The organism is Kitasatospora sp. NPDC034035, assembly GCF_055575755.1.
On record NZ_JBVISA010000021.1, the window covers coordinates 16,541 to 30,648 of the forward strand.

The following is a 14,108-nucleotide window of genomic DNA, read 5'->3' on the forward strand; positions in this document are numbered from 1 at the left end:
ACCGCGAGTTGGCGCAGGAGGGCGGCGGTCGGCGACTCCGGCAGCGGCGGGAGGGTCGACGGCTCGCGCGAAGCACCACGTGTCGCCCTCGTGGGGCGGCCCGCTGCCCGCCCCGGGCAGGGGTGTCAGGCCCGCTCGTAGTGCGCGAGGTACCCGGCGAGTTCGTCGTCCATGCTCTCCTCTCCGTACCCGTGCAGCGCGCACCACAGGCGGTTCTCCACCCAGAACCGGTACGCGAACTCCTCGAACGAGGAAGCGCACCGGGCGATGGCCCCGAACCAGTCCACCGGCACGCCCGGTTCGTCCCGGCCGGGCGCTTCCGCGAGGTCCAGCGGGGAGGCCACCACGAAGGCCTCCCCGCTGGGGCGGAGGTAGAGGTACCAGTGCACGCAGTCCTGCTGGTCGCGCAGGAAGCGGACCAGGAAGGCTCCTGGCTCCACCGGGCTCGGTATCGGCGAGGAGACGTCCGTCCAGCAGGCCGTGGCCGACACCGCGTCCAGGGCCCGGTGGCTGTCGGCGCCGGTCTGGAAAGCCGTGAAGTCCGCGGGCAGCACCATCCCGGCGCCCGCCAGCTCGGCGGCAACGGCGTCGAGGTGCCCGGCGATCTCCGGGACCACCGGGCCCGTGCCGCCGAGCCACCCGAACCCGCCGTCGAAGCGGGCCGGGTCCAGCGGCGGCAGCGCCTCGGGGTCGTACCACTCGTACGTACCGCCGCACGGGCGGTGCGGACCGAGGTCGGTGGCGCACCAGAGTGCCTGGAAGGCGGGGCGGTGGGTCGGTTCGGTGGCGGCGGTCACGGTGCTCCTCGGTACGGGCTGCTGCGTCACCACCCATCCTGCCGACCGGGACTGACAGTCCGCCGCGTCCGGCCGCACTCGCCCGGTCCTGCGGGTCCCGAGAACAGCGGCGCGGCCTCGGCCACCGCCGTCCGCACCCTGGGGCGGCCGACCGTCGACGCCCTGCCGGCCGAGCACCGGTGGGACCGGGTACCGGAGGTGACCCTGTTCGGCGACGCCGCCCACCTCGCGGCCCCCCGGACGGCGACGGCGCCGACCCGGCCGTGATCGAACTCACCACCGGGCAGGGCGGGTTGAGCTGGACGCGGTTCCGGCGGCGCTGAGGGGTCTCAGCGGAACGCGGCCACGTTGCGGGCGGCCCAGTGCGCGAAGGGGCGCGGGGCACGGCCGAGGACTCGCTGGACGTCCGGGCTGACACGCAGCTCGGCCGGGTTCGGGGAGCCGAGGATGTCCAGGGTGTCGTCGGCGAGCTCCGCCGGCATGCTGCGGGTCATGGCGGCCTTGGCCTCGTCGCGGGTGAGCTCGTGGAACCTCACCGGCGAGCCCAGCGCGGCGGCGATGGCCTCCGTCTGCCGACGCGGGGTGATCATCTCCGGGCCGGTCAGCTCGTACACGGCGCCGGTGTGCCGGTCGTCCAGCAGGCAGGCCGCCGCGACGGCGGCGATGTCCGCCGGGTCGATGATCGGCACGCCGACGTCGCCGAAGGGCGCGGCGACGACCTGGTGCGCGCGCACGGATTCGGCCCACCACAGGGCGTTGGAGGCGAAGCCGCCCGGCCGCAGGACGGCCCACTCCAGGCCGGACTGCCGCAGCGTGTCCTCCAGCGCGCGCATCGCGATCCGTGTCGGGCCGAAGGGCCTGGTCGCCACGCCCTGTGTGGAGAGTAGGACGACCCGGCGGACGCCGCCGGCCGCAGCCGCGCCGATGATGCCGGCGGGGTCGGCTCCGGCGGCGTGCAGGTCGCCGGACAGCAGCAGGAACAGCGCCTCCGCCCCGGCCAGGGCGGGCTTGAGGCCGGCCGGCTCGGCCAGGTCGGCTGCCACGTGGCGGACGCCGTTGGGCACCGCCGCCGCGCGCCGTGACACTGCCGTCACCGGCCGGCCCGCCTCGGCCAGGGCCTGCGTCAACGGCCGGCCGATGTTTCCGGTAGCCCCGGTCACCACGATCATGATCAGCTCCTTGTCGGATGTCTTCCGTGGCCTGCACGCTAGGAGCCCGGGCTAACTCCTGGTAAGGACGTACCTTGACGTAAGCTCATGACATGGCAGAAGGCGTGCAGCCCGGACAGGTCGAGGCGGGGAAGCGGTATGACGTGTTTCACACCGACTGCCTCGCGCGGGATGTGGTCGACCACGTCACCAGCAGGTGGGGCGTCTGGGTGCTGATCTCCTTGCGGAGCAACGACCTTCGGTTCTTCGAGCTGCGCGAGAGCATCCAGGGCATCAGCGAGAAGATGCTCGCCCAGACCCTGCGCGCGCTGGTCCAGGACGGCCTGGTCTGGCGGAAGGTCGAGCCGACGACGCCGCCTCAGGTCACCTACGGGCTGACCGAGTTCGGACGGGACGTCGGGGAGCCGCTGACGGAGCTTTTCGACCGGATCACCCGGCGGCTGTCGCCACGCGGCGCGGGATAGCGCGGTGGTCGCCGGATAGCGCAGCGGTCGCCGGATAGCGCAGCGGTCGCCGGATAGCGCAGCGGTCGCCGGATAGCGCAGCGGTCGCCGGATAGCGCGGTGGTCGCCGGATAGCGCGGTGGTGACCGGTGCACCCTTCGCGGCGCGGTGGTGTCGTGGCCCCGGGCGGTCAGGACGTCGATGGCCTGCCACCGGCGCTCCGAAGGCGGGCCGGCACCCGCGGCGGCCCGCTCGACGTACCAGGCCGCTGCTTCGGCCACCGGACCGCGCCGGGGCGTGTGTCAGGCCTTCGCCCGGGCGATCGCCCGGACGGCGATCTCGCGCATCCGGTCGAAGGCCGTCTGCGGGTCGTCGTAGGAGAGCCAGGGGCCGGCCACCTCGCGACCCATCACCCGGAACAGCTCCAGTGCCGGCGCCACCCGGGCGTTCATGACCAGTGACCAGGCGGCCCAGCCCCGGGCGCCCTGGAGCTGCGGATGCGCCGGATCGGCCTGCGCCAGGTCGGCGAGCAGGGCGTCCACGGCGGCGGTGAACTCCGGCGTCCGGTAGGCGGCCGCCGGTGCCTTGTCACGGGTGTTCTGTTCGAACAGCGCCTGCACCCTCAGGTTGGTCAGCAGGCCGCCGGGCGGCGCGTCCGCGAGCGCGGCGTCGACGAAGGCGTGCATCAGCTCGTGGCTGCCGTGCCACTTGGCGCACCAGTACTGCAGCGCGCCCTCGTGCGCCCGCAGGTGGTGCGGATCACGGGCCACCACCGCGGCCCAGAGCTCACGGAAGTCCTCGTGCGACCAGCCCAGTCCCATGGCAATGGCGATCTGCGCCACCCAGGGGTTGGGGTCCCCGGCCGGCGCCAGCGCGACGGCCTCCCGTGCGGCCTGCTCCGCCTCGCGCAGGACCCGGAGGAACCCGCCGGCCTGCTCCCGGGTCACCTCGGAGGCGTACTTGGCGGTGCGGATCTCCCAGGCGAGCCGGACCAGCGCATCGGTCTGCAGCAGGGCGGCCGCCGCGTTGCGCGGCTCCTCCTCGCGCCACAGCCGCAGCCAGTGGTCGTCCTGCGCCGCCGCCGCACTCAGCGGCGCCATCCGCATCCAGCGCCGGTACGCGTCACCGCTGCCCTCGGCCTCGCCCAGGTACGCGGCTACCGGGCGCCAGTCACCGGCCCGGGCCGCGTCGAGCACGGCCGCCAGCTCGGCGGACGGCTCGTCGCCCTGCAGCACCAGCTGCTCGCGCGGGACCAGCCCCTGCCGCAGCTCGGCCTCCCTGCGGCTGCGGCGTTCCCGGGAGACCCGCGAGACGATGACCTTGCCCGCGACGACCACGAGCACGGCGATGAGCACGAAAACCATGAACTGCTTTCCTAGCGGGAGGGGTTGGGCCGCCTGCCCGGATCCGAGCGGTCCTCGGCGGGCACCGGGCGCGGACGAGGGCACCGCGCGGGCGCGCCGCGCCTCCAGCCCCCCGCCCTCGCACCTGCGTGCGCGGCGAGGGGGATCGTATCGGCACGCCGCGTCGCCGCCGCGTCCAGGGCCGAGGTCCCACCGCGGCCGGGTGCCGGCCGCAGGGAGCGGCCCGCTCGGCCCCCGTCCCCGCGCCCCGAACCGTCCGCCGCCACCGCTGTGGGGTACCGGCTCACCGGCGCCGCTCGCGGTTGGGTGGCCGCCTGTGTGACGACCGATTGTGCGCGCCGCGGCTGTCCGGCGGCTGTTCTGATGGCGGTCGCCACGCATGACGCAACCCGCGGAGATGCGCCGCCGGCGCAGGATGACGCCGGCGGAACTCGCCGAGCTGACCGGGATCGACGAGAGCACCCTCTCCCGGCTGGAGACCCATGAGGGGTTCGAGTGGGTCTACGTGCTCTCCGGCCGCCTGCGCCTGCTGCTGGGTGACCGGAGCGTGGTCCGCACGGCGGGCGAGGCCGCCGAGTTCGACACCCACGTACCGCACCGGCTCGGCCCGGACGGCGACCGGAGCGTCGAACTCCTCGTCCTCTTCGGGCACCAGGGCGAGCGCGCCCACCTCCGGGCCCGCAGCGCCTGACCCGCACCATGACCCGCGCCGCCTGGCCCCACCTGCTGTCGTCAGGCGGCGGGCCTGACGGTCGGGGCCAGGGTGGTGTCGAGCCAGTCGAAGGTGACCTGCTGGAAGCGGGACATCGCCCCCATGTGGCAGTGCTCGCCCGCGCCTTCGGCCTCGGGGAGGGTGACCAGCGTGTGGGGGCAGGTCAGTGCGGCCCGGACGCGCTGGGGCTGGCCGTGGAAGAACTGGTCGTCCTCGGCGTCCAGGATGAGGGTCGGGCAGTCGATGAGGTGGGCGACGCCGTCGAGGGTGTAGTCGGCGGTGCGGCGGATGTAGTCCGCGACGGAGTCGGCGCCGAACGCCCACACGCCGTTGCGCAGGGCCCAGCGGAGCTGGGTGCTGCCCTGCATGAGCAGGCTCGCGACGGGGTCGGCGAGGTCGTCGCGGCCGGCCTCGATCCATTCCCGCAGGAACGGGGGCATGAGCCGGGTGTGGGCGTCGTGGTAGTCGTAGAGCCCGTCGTCCAGGACCAGGGCGGCCAGGCGGTGTTCGTGGGCGGCGGCGCGGGCGGTGAGGTAGCCGCCGAGGCTGTAGCCCAGCAGCGCGAGCCGGTCGGGGGCGATCTCGGGCCTGGTGAGCGCGTGGTCGACCACCGGGGTGACCACGGCCTCCCAGTCCGGACGGAAGACGAGCCCTTGCTCGCGCAGCGCCGCGCCCTGGCCGGGCCCGTCGTAGGCCAGCACGTTGTAGCCGCGGCGCAGCGCGGCGGCGCCGATGACGAAGTAGGCCTCTTCCAGGGTGGAGTCGAAGCCGCTGGTGAAGATGACGGTCGGGCGGGGGGCGCCGGAGTCGTCGACGAGGAAGAGGTAGCCGGGCAGGGTGGTGTCCTCGTAGGGGATGCGGAGGGCCTCGACGGGAGTGTCCATCAGCGACGCGGCGGTCGCGAAGGTCTCGCGGGACAGTGCGGAGAGGGTCTTGACCTCGGGGTCGTGGGCGGGGTCGTCGCGGCGGTAGAACTCGGCGGTGCGGTAGTAGTTCGACGCGCGCAGCAGGGCTTCGCGGGCGCTGACCTTGTGGCCGGCCGTCAGGGCGCGGGTGCCGATGGCGTGGACGCGCCGCGCGGTGTTCGTCCACTCACGCAGCCAGGCCTCCTCGTCGCCCTCGGCGACGTTGCGCAGGGTGGTCAGGACCTCGCCCAGGTCGGCGCCGCCGTCGTTGGCGAAGCCGGCCGCACGCAGGGCCTCGAAGGAGAACGACTCGTCCTCGTACAGGAATCGCATGGTGCACCCCAGACCGCTTATCGAGACGGAACGGTTCCGTCTCGGCTTCGGAATTGACGATAGGCCGCACCGAGTCGAGACGCAACCGTTCCGTCTCGTGTAGATTCGGGACATGTCCAGCTCTCCCGCACCACAGCCGCCCTCCGCGACGCCTGCCCCTGCCCTTGCCCCTGCCCCTGCCCCTGCCCCCGGGCGCCGGCTACCCGGCGGACCCGTACTCCAGGACTCGGTCACCGAGGCGATCGCCGCCGCCTTCTTCGAGGAACTGGCGTCGGCCGGCTACGCGCGGCTGTCCCTGGAGGCCGTCGCCAAGCGCGCCGGCGCGGGCAAGGCCGCCATCTACCGCCGCTGGACGTCCAAGCTGGACATGACCGTCGACCTGGTCTCCGCCGTCGCCGTCGACGCCTCCGGGACCACCGACACCGGAACCCTGCGCGGCGACGTCCTCGCCTTCCTCACGGACGTCGCCGACGCGCTGAACCAGCGACTTCCCGCAAGGATCATCCCCGACCTGATCGCCGAGGGCGGACGCAGCCCCGAGCTGGCCGAGGCGCTCTTCACCACCGTCCGCGACACCCGCCGCACCAAGGCCACGCGGATCCTGGAACGGGCGATCGAGCGCGGCGAACTCCCCGCCGACGTGGACCGCGAACTCGCACTCGACCTCCTCGCCGGCCCGCTCTACTGGCGCCTCGCCGTCACCCACACCCCGACCGCCCCCGACTACCTCGACCGCCTCACCGACAAGCTCATCGCCGCCTTCTCCGCCTGACTGCCTGACGGCCTGACGGGCGGCGGACGGGCGCGCGGGCAGCGGACGAACGCGCGGTCGGTCGGCCGCGGGACACCCGGACGAGTGACCGGCAGGCCGACCGTTCGAAATGCGGTGAAGCGACAGGCTCAGACGACTCTCACAACATCCGACAGGGGAATGTCGATCCTGGTCACATCGCCGAGGATGTCCACCGTCAACTGAACGCGGCCCCGAGCGTGGTCGACGGCCAACACGGGACCCGTGAAGTCCGTAAACGGGCCCCCGGTAACCCGCACGTCATCACCTTCCTGAACATCCGACTCGTGCGGCATTCCACTCCCTCGCACCGTTGTTACCGCCGGCCACCGTCGGCGGGAGTGAACCTACCCTGGGACTTGCTCGATGCCGAAGGGCCCCAGCCGAGCCGCGCGATCAGCCGACCGCAGGCACCGGGCTCCCTGGCCAGTGGAGTTCCGACGGGTTCCCCGGGCGGCGGCGCGACGACGAGGCGTGGCAGGGGTGGGCAGTAGCCGGCGGCGGCGGGCCCGAGGTCATGCGCAGTGCGGGTGTCTCACGTGCCGGGTTCACTCCGAGTTGCTCCGAGCCGTCACCTCCGATCCTCGAAGCGGACATACGTATACACACCCAGCAGTCAAATGACTGATGCCACACGTGTGCTGCCTGGAGAACACTTGAACCACTGCGCGAGCAGACACCTCGGAATGCAATCTTGGAGTCACACATGAACTTCCTGTCGGGCAAGCTGCCGAAGACAGCCGCCACCCTCGGCCTCGCCGTGGCCGCGCTGACCGCCGTGTCGGCCACCCCGGCCTCGGCGGGCACCGCCGCCACCGCGGGCTGCACCCGCCCTCTGCGCTTCTACGACGTCCAGGTCCAGGTGGACAACTGCTCGGACGGCTGGATCTGGATGTCCACCGGCACCCGCTTCAACGGAGCGACCGCCTACGCGAAGACCGCCTCCGGTCAGGTACGGGAGCTGCAACTCGGGAAGAACGAGGCGGGCGCGGTCAAGTACCACGAGCGGATCACGAGCGTTCACGTCTGCGGCAACGACACCGTCGGCTGGTTCCCCCCGATCCCGTTCCGGCGGTGCTCGTCGGAGGTCGGCCTGTGACAACCTCACCGCGATAACGCCGAAGCGGTCCGCCCAGGGCATGGGCGGACCGCTTCCGCATCAACCCGTCGACAGGCCAGGTGAGCCACTGTTCACGGCCGATTCCATCGTCTTCCATCGCCGCCAGGACAGCCGGCGACCTCGACGACCCGGCCTCGCGCCGGACCGCCGCCCCACCCACGCGATCGTCGGCCCGCCGATGGCAGGTTCGACGGCGAGGCGGACCTTGCCGGTCAGCCCGCCCCCGGGACCTGCCGTAGACGGTCGGCCAGGGACCGAACGCGGCAGGCTGGTGGGGCCGGTCCGGTGAACGGCCCCACCAGACCTCGTCCGTGTGGTGTCAGCTGCCGAGGCTCTCGGCAACGCGGATGAGTTCCGCGTCCGAGAGCCGCGGTGGGGCGCCGGTGGTGACGACGAAGGTATAGGTCCCGTCCGACCATGTCAGCGAACGGGGACCGTTCTGAGGGTTCGGTGGCGTGATGGTCGCGGGATGGCCCTCGACTGTGGCGGCCCGGCCGTCCGGCGGCGTGCTGTTCCGGAGGATCTGGCTGATGATCAGGCTCCCCTGCACGTCGGCCCCTGTGCCCAGCGTGTACCCGACGGCCCAGGCGGGGGTGTCGGTCGGAAGGGAGGCCAGGCCGGGCAACTGGACCATCTCGCCCGCAGGGTAGGGGTAGTAGTTCTCCGGCAGGAACGCGGGCCGGAGGAGGTTGCGCTCCTCGAAGTGGACGGCGGGCTTGCCGGTGGCGTCGTTCAGCGTCTTGGTTCCGAGCGGTTTGTTCAGATGGGTGGTGATCTGTCCGTAGCCGCCATCGTCGCAGAACCCCGGGGGAACTGTGTGCCGTAGGGAGATCTTCACCGCGTTGGCGGACTCGCGGGCCACGAGCTCGGGTTGCTTCTCGCAGCCCAGCCGATGCTGAGTGTCAGGGTCTGGCCGTCCGAGCTGACCAGCAGCGGGTAGCCGGCCACGGGGCCTTCGTGGACCTTGGTTTCCGGGCCCCGGTTCATCCATGCGTTGACCGCGAAGCCGCCACCGAGAACGGCTACAGCAGCCACGGCGGTCAGGCGATTCCGTCGTCCGCGCTTCGATATCTGTCGGACGGCGCTTTGCGTCACGGGCCTCCCCGGCGTCACGGCCATGCTTGCGGCATGGCGTGCGCGAAGTCTGGCGAGGCGGTCAGCGGCACTTGCCGGCCAAATTGCTCAAAGCTATGGCCCCCCGCTTCCGCGAACACCGTCCCGTCCCCGCGCACTGCGGCGCACCGGCGGCGACAGCGGGTGTTCACGAGAGGGGCCGGCCGACGACGTCCCAGCCCTTTGAGATCGCTTCCCACCTCTGTGATGATCGCTTCGCGAACTCAGGGGGAGGCATCGTGGACAGTCAGGCGGCATCAGCCGGAGCCGGCGCTCGCAGCGTTGACGGCACTCGGTACCGTTCGGGCGACGTGTTGAGAATGGGATGCCCGTTCACCGAGGTCACGGTCACCGGGGTCTCCCGGTACCACGTCTCGGTGCGCTGGCCGTGGTGGGAGATCGACACTGCGGCGGACTGGATCGAGTGGAACGGCGACGTGGCGCTTCCGACGCCCGCGGACGACGACTGGAAGAGCGAGTACTTCCGGACGAGGCCGGCGGAGGAAACGCTGAAGGCCGGCGACAGGTGCCTGGTGGGGATCCCCCCGACCGTGGTGCACGTCCTGGCGGTCCACCGTTTCGATCCGCCTCTGGAGACAGGCTGGCTGCCACGACCTACGACCTACCTCGACGTCCTGCGGCAGGGCGAGTCCTATGACGCCAGGCTCGAGGAGCAGGGTTACGAGATCGACCCGGCCGGCGGTGTGCCGTTCCAGCTCGAACTGCTCTTCCGCCCTTACGCGTTCCTGGAGACCGGCGACGAGGTCGTCGACCGCGACGGGCGGGCGTGGAGGTTCGACGCTCCCTGGTGCTGGAACGCGTTCGACAGCGGGCAGCCGAGCACTCCGTCCTGGCCGCTTGCCCTGCTCTTCCGCAGCGGTGGGCCGACGCCCGAGGCCGTCGCGGCTGTCGCGGAGGCAACAGCCGCAGGCAGCCACGCCGACGAGGTGAGCCGGTGGGTGGAACTCACCCGTGCGAAGCCAACCACACCCGCGTGACCTGCCTCGGATGTCGCCACCTGTCGTATACGACTGGGGTACGGAGGGGTTGCCGGCATCCGGGCTGGACCCGGCCTGTCCTCCGTTCCGGCGCGCCCTGCATGGGTGATATTCGGCTGGTTCGGCCGAATGAGGACCTCGCCGATGACACGTTCCGACCTTGCGTCAGAACGCAATCCACCAACGCCTCGTTGGGCGGAAATTCGTCTCACTTGCCAGGGATGCCCTAGTACACGTAGTCCGCGCAGACGTCCGCGGCAAGCCGCAGGGCCTGCTCCGCGCTCGGTCCGCGCAGCGCCAGCAGGGTCTGGGCGAGCGCGTCCACGGCGGCCAGGTGGGCGAGCCGGCTGGCCGTGGTCTCCAGGCCGAAGACCAGGTCCTGGCCGCCCGCGATCAGGGTGCAGGTCGCCGTCTCGGTGAGCGGCGAGCGGGCGTAGCTGGTGAGCGCCAGCACCTCGGCCCCGGCCGCCCGGGCGCTGCGGGCGGCGGCCACCACGCTGTGGGTGCCACCGGTGTGGCTGACGGCCAGGCAGACGGCGCCCGGTGGGAGTCCGGCGGCCACCAGCTGGGCGGTCATCGAGTCGGCCGGGGCGTCCACCAGCAGGCCGAGCGCGCGCAGTCGGTAGGCGAGGTCGAGCACCACCGCGCCGGACAGCCCGGCGCCGACCAGGAGCACCCGGGGGGCGCCGTTCAGCAGTTCGGCGGCTGCGCGCAGGTCGTCCGGGCCGAGCGTGGCGGTGATGCCCTCCAGGGCCTCCCGGGCGGCGCGCAGGGTGTCGGCGAGCGCCCGGGCGGCCGGGTCGTCGGGGTCCGCGGCCGGCCCCGGGGCGGGGGCGTGAGCGGCGGGGGCGTGCAGGGCGGCGGCGATCTTGAGCTCCTGGAAGCCGCGGAAGCCGAGCCGCTGGCAGGCCCGGACCACCGAGGAGGGGGCCGTCCCGGCCAGCGCCGCGACGTCGCTGACGCTCAGGTGCACCAGGGCGGTGCCCCGGTCCAGCACCACCTGGGCGACCCTCGCCTCCGTGCCGCGCAGCTCGCCGAGCCGGGCCCGGATCTGCGCGGCCAGCTGGGATTCCAGGGGCGTGAAAAATTCGGAACGTTCTTCCATGGATCTAGGGTAGCGTGGAATTCAGTTCCAGGCCTGCCGGAATCCGGCAGGCTGACGGGAGGGGAGCTTCGCCATGTCAGAAATCGGGCCGGCCGTGCCGCTGGTCGTGCTCACGGCCGCCGTGCTGCACGCCGTGTGGAACGGGCTGGCGCACCGGATCCCGGACAAGATGGTCGGCTTCGCGCTGATCAACCTGACCTACACCGCCTGCGCCCTGGTGCTGGTCGCGGTCAACCCGCTGCCGGCCGCCGCGGCCTGGCCGTACCTGCTGGCCTCCACGGTGATCCAGACGATCTCGACGGTCCTGCTGCTGCGGGCGTACCAGCTGGGCGACTTCGGGCAGATGTACCCGATCGCCCGCGGCTCGGCGCCGCTGCTGGTCGCGCTGCTGTCGGTGACGGTGCTCGGCCAGCACCTGGGGGCGGGCGAGCTGGTGGGTGTGGTGGTGATCTCCTGCGGGCTGATCGGGCTGGCCTTCGCCCAGGGCATACCCGGGCGGGCGCAGCTGCCCGCTCTCGCGGCCGCCGCCGGTACCGGGACGATGATCGCCGGCTACACGGTGCTGGACGGCAGCGGCGTCCGGCACGCCGGCACCGTCGGCGGTTACGTGGCCTGGCTGTTCCTGCTCCAGGGGCCGACGCTCGTCGCGGTCGTCTGGGCCCGGCGCGGCCGCACCCTGCTCACCGGGGTGCGCAAGGTGCTGCCGGTCGGGATCCTCGGCGGGGTGCTGTCGCTGACGGCGTACGGCCTGGTGGTCTGGGCGCAGTCCCGGGGCAACCTGGCGGCGGTGGCGGCGCTTCGCGAGACCAGCATCGTGATCGCCGCGCTGATCGCCACCGTGGTGTTCCGCGAGCGCCTCGGACGGCTGCGGCTGACGGCCGCGCTCACCGTCCTCGGCGGGATCGCCGTCCTGGAGCTCGCCCGGGCGTGAGCCTTCGCCCGCGGACAACGGCCCGTCAGGCGGTGCGTTCCAGCCGTACCAGGGCTGGCACCGCGGCGATGCTCAGGAGCAGCAGGAACAGCCAGGGCAGGACGGCGGCCCGGGTGAGCAGCAGGGTGAGCAGTCCGGGGGCGACGGCTTGGCCGACGTTCCAGGAGAGTTGGTAGAGGGCGAGGTAGCGGCCGCGCCGGTGCGGGTCGGCGAGGGAGACGCTGAGGTCCTCGCGGAAGGGGGTGGCGACGGTCTCGGCGAGGTTGTAGACGGCCATGGCGGTGAACAGGCCGCCGAGGACGGCCCAGCCGGGGGCGGCGGCGACGAGGGCGAACAGGGCGAAGGCGAGTGCGTTGAGCAGGGCGCCGGCGGCGACGACCCGGGTGGGGCGGAAGCGTTCGAGCCGGCGGGCGACGGCGCTCTGGGTGAGCACCACCTGGACGCCGTTGAGGACGAGCAGGGCGCCGGCCGTCCAGGCGTCGCGGTGCAGGCCCTCGGTGAGGTAGAGGGCAAGCAGCATGCTCAGGATCATCGAGGCGAAGACGAAGGTCAGGTTGATCGCGATCAGCAGCAGGTAGCGCCGGTCGCGCAGCACCGCCCGGTAGCCGCCGGGGCCGTCGGGGGTGACGGGGCCGCCGGCGGGTGCCTCGGTCCGGGTCCGCGCCGCGTCAGCCGTCTCCGCGGGCCGCCAGGTGCCCAGCAGGGCCGCGGCGAGGGCGTAGCTGACCGCGTTGAGGGCGACGAGCAGCCGCAGCGCCCCGGTGCCGCCCCCGGCCGCCAGGACGGCGGCGAGCGCCCCGCCGAGGCCGAGCCCGGCGTTGCGCAGGGTCTGCACGAGGGCGAACCAGCGCGGCCGCTCCCCCTCGTCGGCGGCGAGGACGACCAGCCCGGTGCTGCTGGTCCAGTAGGCGGCCTGGCCGATCTGGGCGAGCAGGCAGACCAGCACGATCTGCCAGGCCTGGTGGGCGAGCAGGAAGCCGCCGTAGGCGAGCGCGGAGAGCGCGTTGCCGGCGGTGGCGACGGGCCGGGCGCCGTAGCGGTCGAGCAGCGGGCCGACGGCGACGGCGGTGGGCAGGGCGAGCAGGCGAGCGGCGGAGACGGCGGCGCCGACGGCGGCGACGGACAGGCCGGTGGTGTCGGCGAAGTAGACGAGGGTGAAGGCGAGGATCAGCCCGGTGCCGAGGCTGTCGACGACGTGGGCGCCGATCAGGCGGGCGTGTCCGGTGGTGGCGGGGAGGCCGAGGCGGTCACGCAGCAGGGGCGGGGTGGCGGTGGTCATGGTCCGAGGCTGCCTGGGATGATCATCGCCGCCCATTGATTCCATCAGGATCGAATGCTCACCGGAGGTGCCCGTGTTGACCTGGGAGTTCTCAGCACAGGACCTGGCCCGGACGCGCTTCGCCCGGTCCCCGCTGAGCGAGGTCACGACGAGCGTCGAGGTGCTCAAGGATCCGGGCCGGCAGTCCGCGCACCTGCCCTGGGTGCGGCAGGCGCGGAAGCGGCTGGAGGGGGTGGGCTGGGAGCTGCTGTCGGCGCTGGTCCGGCTGCCGACGGTGTACGTGGTGGACTTCCTGACGCCGGTCCCGGAGGGCCCGGACCTGACGATCGGGCAGCAGACGGCCGCGCTGGCCGCGACCGATCCGGCCGTGGTGCGCCGGGACATCGCCCGGATCCAGGGCGAACTCCACCCGCTGGTGGCTGGGTTGGCGCACGATCCGGAGGCCGGACTGGCCCGGCTCGCGGCCGAGGTGAGGGCGTACTGGGAGGCCGCGATCGCCCCGCACTGGCCGCAGATGCTGCGGCTGACCGAGGGCGAGATCCTGCGGCGTGCCCGGCAGATGTCGGCGGGCGGGCCGGCGGAGCTCTTCGCCGACCTGCACCCGTTGGTGTCCTGGGAGCGCGACACCCTGCGGATCGGCCACTCCCGGGTCGAGGTGCACCGCCGTCTGGACGGCGAACGCGGCCTGGTCCTGGTGCCGACGGTCTTCGCCTGGCCGGGGGTGTTCTCGCAGCAGAACCCGCCGTGGCAGCCGGGCCTGGTCTATCCGCCGCGCGGGGTGGCCACGCTGTGGGAGGCGGCGGCCACGCCGGTGCCGGAGGGCCTGGCCCGGGTGCTCGGCCGCACCCGCGCCCTGCTGCTGGCCGAGCTGGACTCCCCCGCCTCCACCACCGAACTCGCCGCCCGCACCGACCTGTCCGCCCCGAACGTGTCCCACCATCTGAGCGCCCTGCACGACGCGGGCCTCCTCGCCCGCCACCGCACCGGCCGCACGGTCCTGTACCTGCGCACCGAGGCGGCGGAGCTCCTGCTGGGGCCGTGACCGGCTG

15 protein-coding genes are annotated in these 14,108 nt (G+C 72.9%); 7 read left to right on the plus strand and 8 right to left on the minus strand.

The genetic code is table 11. From position 1 onward, the window contains the following. Positions 1 to 125 precede the first annotated feature (125 nt). Complete coding sequence (locus ACZ52J_RS27080) at positions 126 to 827, minus strand: hypothetical protein (RefSeq protein WP_465622418.1); 702 nt, start codon at positions 825 to 827, stop codon at positions 126 to 128. A 299-nt stretch (positions 828 to 1,126) separates the two neighbouring features. Further along, entirely contained in the window at positions 1,127 to 1,966 is an 840-nt protein-coding gene (locus ACZ52J_RS27085; RefSeq protein ID WP_465622419.1) for an SDR family oxidoreductase, read from the minus strand. A gap of 92 nt (positions 1,967 to 2,058) precedes the next feature. Between ACZ52J_RS27085 and ACZ52J_RS27090 the strand changes: the two genes are divergently transcribed. Beyond that, positions 2,059 to 2,430, plus strand: coding sequence for a winged helix-turn-helix transcriptional regulator (locus tag ACZ52J_RS27090; RefSeq protein ID WP_360508949.1), 372 nt, complete (start codon positions 2,059 to 2,061; stop codon positions 2,428 to 2,430). A 281-nt stretch (positions 2,431 to 2,711) separates the two neighbouring features. On the opposite strand, the gene ACZ52J_RS27095 is transcribed toward ACZ52J_RS27090, so the two are convergent. Then, positions 2,712 to 3,773 carry a hypothetical protein gene (locus ACZ52J_RS27095; protein ID WP_465622421.1) on the minus strand — a complete coding sequence of 354 codons (1,062 nt, stop codon included), beginning with the start codon at positions 3,771 to 3,773 and terminating at the stop codon, positions 2,712 to 2,714. Between the two features lie 379 nt (positions 3,774 to 4,152). On the opposite strand from ACZ52J_RS27095, the gene ACZ52J_RS27100 reads away from it, so the two are divergent. After that, positions 4,153 to 4,464, plus strand: a complete 312-nt coding sequence (locus ACZ52J_RS27100; RefSeq protein WP_465622422.1) for a helix-turn-helix domain-containing protein — start codon at positions 4,153 to 4,155, stop codon at positions 4,462 to 4,464. Between the two features lie 41 nt (positions 4,465 to 4,505). On the opposite strand, the gene ACZ52J_RS27105 is transcribed toward ACZ52J_RS27100, so the two are convergent. Next, positions 4,506 to 5,723 carry an alpha/beta hydrolase family protein gene (locus ACZ52J_RS27105; RefSeq protein ID WP_465622423.1) on the minus strand — a complete coding sequence of 406 codons (1,218 nt, stop codon included), beginning with the start codon at positions 5,721 to 5,723 and terminating at the stop codon, positions 4,506 to 4,508. A gap of 112 nt (positions 5,724 to 5,835) precedes the next feature. On the opposite strand from ACZ52J_RS27105, the gene ACZ52J_RS27110 reads away from it, so the two are divergent. Further along, positions 5,836 to 6,495, plus strand: coding sequence for a TetR-like C-terminal domain-containing protein (locus tag ACZ52J_RS27110; RefSeq protein WP_465622425.1), 660 nt, complete (start codon positions 5,836 to 5,838; stop codon positions 6,493 to 6,495). 128 nt (positions 6,496 to 6,623) lie between these two features. On the opposite strand, the gene ACZ52J_RS27115 is transcribed toward ACZ52J_RS27110, so the two are convergent. Continuing rightward, complete coding sequence (locus ACZ52J_RS27115; RefSeq protein ID WP_465622426.1) at positions 6,624 to 6,809, minus strand: KOW motif-containing protein; 186 nt, start codon at positions 6,807 to 6,809, stop codon at positions 6,624 to 6,626. A gap of 410 nt (positions 6,810 to 7,219) precedes the next feature. Here ACZ52J_RS27115 and ACZ52J_RS27120 point away from each other — a divergent pair, with 410 nt between their 5' ends. Then, the gene (locus ACZ52J_RS27120) at positions 7,220 to 7,612 is read left to right on the plus strand and encodes a hypothetical protein (RefSeq protein ID WP_465622427.1); all 393 of its coding nucleotides are present in this window, start codon (positions 7,220 to 7,222) and stop codon (positions 7,610 to 7,612) included. A 340-nt stretch (positions 7,613 to 7,952) separates the two neighbouring features. Here the strand turns inward: ACZ52J_RS27120 and ACZ52J_RS27125 are convergent, their stop codons facing one another. After that, entirely contained in the window at positions 7,953 to 8,495 is a 543-nt protein-coding gene (locus ACZ52J_RS27125) for a hypothetical protein (protein WP_465622429.1), read from the minus strand. Positions 8,496 to 8,985: 490 nt separating this feature from the next. Here ACZ52J_RS27125 and ACZ52J_RS27130 point away from each other — a divergent pair, with 490 nt between their 5' ends. After that, complete coding sequence (locus ACZ52J_RS27130; protein WP_465622430.1) at positions 8,986 to 9,744, plus strand: hypothetical protein; 759 nt, start codon at positions 8,986 to 8,988, stop codon at positions 9,742 to 9,744. Positions 9,745 to 9,970: 226 nt separating this feature from the next. Here ACZ52J_RS27130 and ACZ52J_RS27135 read toward each other — a convergent pair whose 3' ends face one another. Next, complete coding sequence (locus ACZ52J_RS27135; RefSeq protein WP_465622431.1) at positions 9,971 to 10,849, minus strand: MurR/RpiR family transcriptional regulator; 879 nt, start codon at positions 10,847 to 10,849, stop codon at positions 9,971 to 9,973. Positions 10,850 to 10,922: 73 nt separating this feature from the next. Between ACZ52J_RS27135 and ACZ52J_RS27140 the strand changes: the two genes are divergently transcribed. Beyond that, a complete protein-coding gene (locus tag ACZ52J_RS27140; RefSeq protein ID WP_465622433.1) occupies positions 10,923 to 11,780 on the plus strand; it encodes an EamA family transporter in 858 nt (285 codons plus the stop codon). Between the two features lie 25 nt (positions 11,781 to 11,805). Here the strand turns inward: ACZ52J_RS27140 and ACZ52J_RS27145 are convergent, their stop codons facing one another. Further along, positions 11,806 to 13,059, minus strand: coding sequence for an MFS transporter (locus ACZ52J_RS27145; RefSeq protein ID WP_465622434.1), 1,254 nt, complete (start codon positions 13,057 to 13,059; stop codon positions 11,806 to 11,808). Positions 13,060 to 13,132: 73 nt separating this feature from the next. On the opposite strand from ACZ52J_RS27145, the gene ACZ52J_RS27150 reads away from it, so the two are divergent. Then, on the plus strand, positions 13,133 to 14,101 hold the full coding sequence (locus ACZ52J_RS27150) for an ArsR/SmtB family transcription factor (RefSeq protein ID WP_465622580.1): 969 nt from the start codon (positions 13,133 to 13,135) through the stop codon (positions 14,099 to 14,101). Positions 14,102 to 14,108: the final 7 nt, after the last annotated feature.

Excerpts from the sequence above, each read along its gene's own strand:
- ACZ52J_RS27090 (WP_360508949.1), top strand. The coding sequence starts at position 2,059 with ATGGCAGAAGGCGTGCAGCCCGGACAGGTCGAGGCGGGGAAGCGGTAT.
- ACZ52J_RS27105 (WP_465622423.1), bottom strand. The coding sequence starts at position 5,723 with ATGCGATTCCTGTACGAGGACGAGTCGTTCTCCTTCGAGGCCCTGCGT.
- ACZ52J_RS27110 (WP_465622425.1), top strand. The coding sequence starts at position 5,836 with ATGTCCAGCTCTCCCGCACCACAGCCGCCCTCCGCGACGCCTGCCCCT.
- ACZ52J_RS27115 (WP_465622426.1), bottom strand. The coding sequence starts at position 6,809 with ATGCCGCACGAGTCGGATGTTCAGGAAGGTGATGACGTGCGGGTTACC.
- ACZ52J_RS27145 (WP_465622434.1), bottom strand. The coding sequence starts at position 13,059 with ATGACCACCGCCACCCCGCCCCTGCTGCGTGACCGCCTCGGCCTCCCC.
- ACZ52J_RS27095 (WP_465622421.1), bottom strand. The coding sequence starts at position 3,773 with ATGGTTTTCGTGCTCATCGCCGTGCTCGTGGTCGTCGCGGGCAAGGTC.
- ACZ52J_RS27135 (WP_465622431.1), bottom strand. The coding sequence starts at position 10,849 with ATGGAAGAACGTTCCGAATTTTTCACGCCCCTGGAATCCCAGCTGGCC.
- ACZ52J_RS27140 (WP_465622433.1), top strand. The coding sequence starts at position 10,923 with ATGTCAGAAATCGGGCCGGCCGTGCCGCTGGTCGTGCTCACGGCCGCC.
- ACZ52J_RS27120 (WP_465622427.1), top strand. The coding sequence starts at position 7,220 with ATGAACTTCCTGTCGGGCAAGCTGCCGAAGACAGCCGCCACCCTCGGC.
- ACZ52J_RS27085 (WP_465622419.1), bottom strand. The coding sequence starts at position 1,966 with ATGATCGTGGTGACCGGGGCTACCGGAAACATCGGCCGGCCGTTGACG.
- ACZ52J_RS27100 (WP_465622422.1), top strand. The coding sequence starts at position 4,153 with ATGACGCAACCCGCGGAGATGCGCCGCCGGCGCAGGATGACGCCGGCG.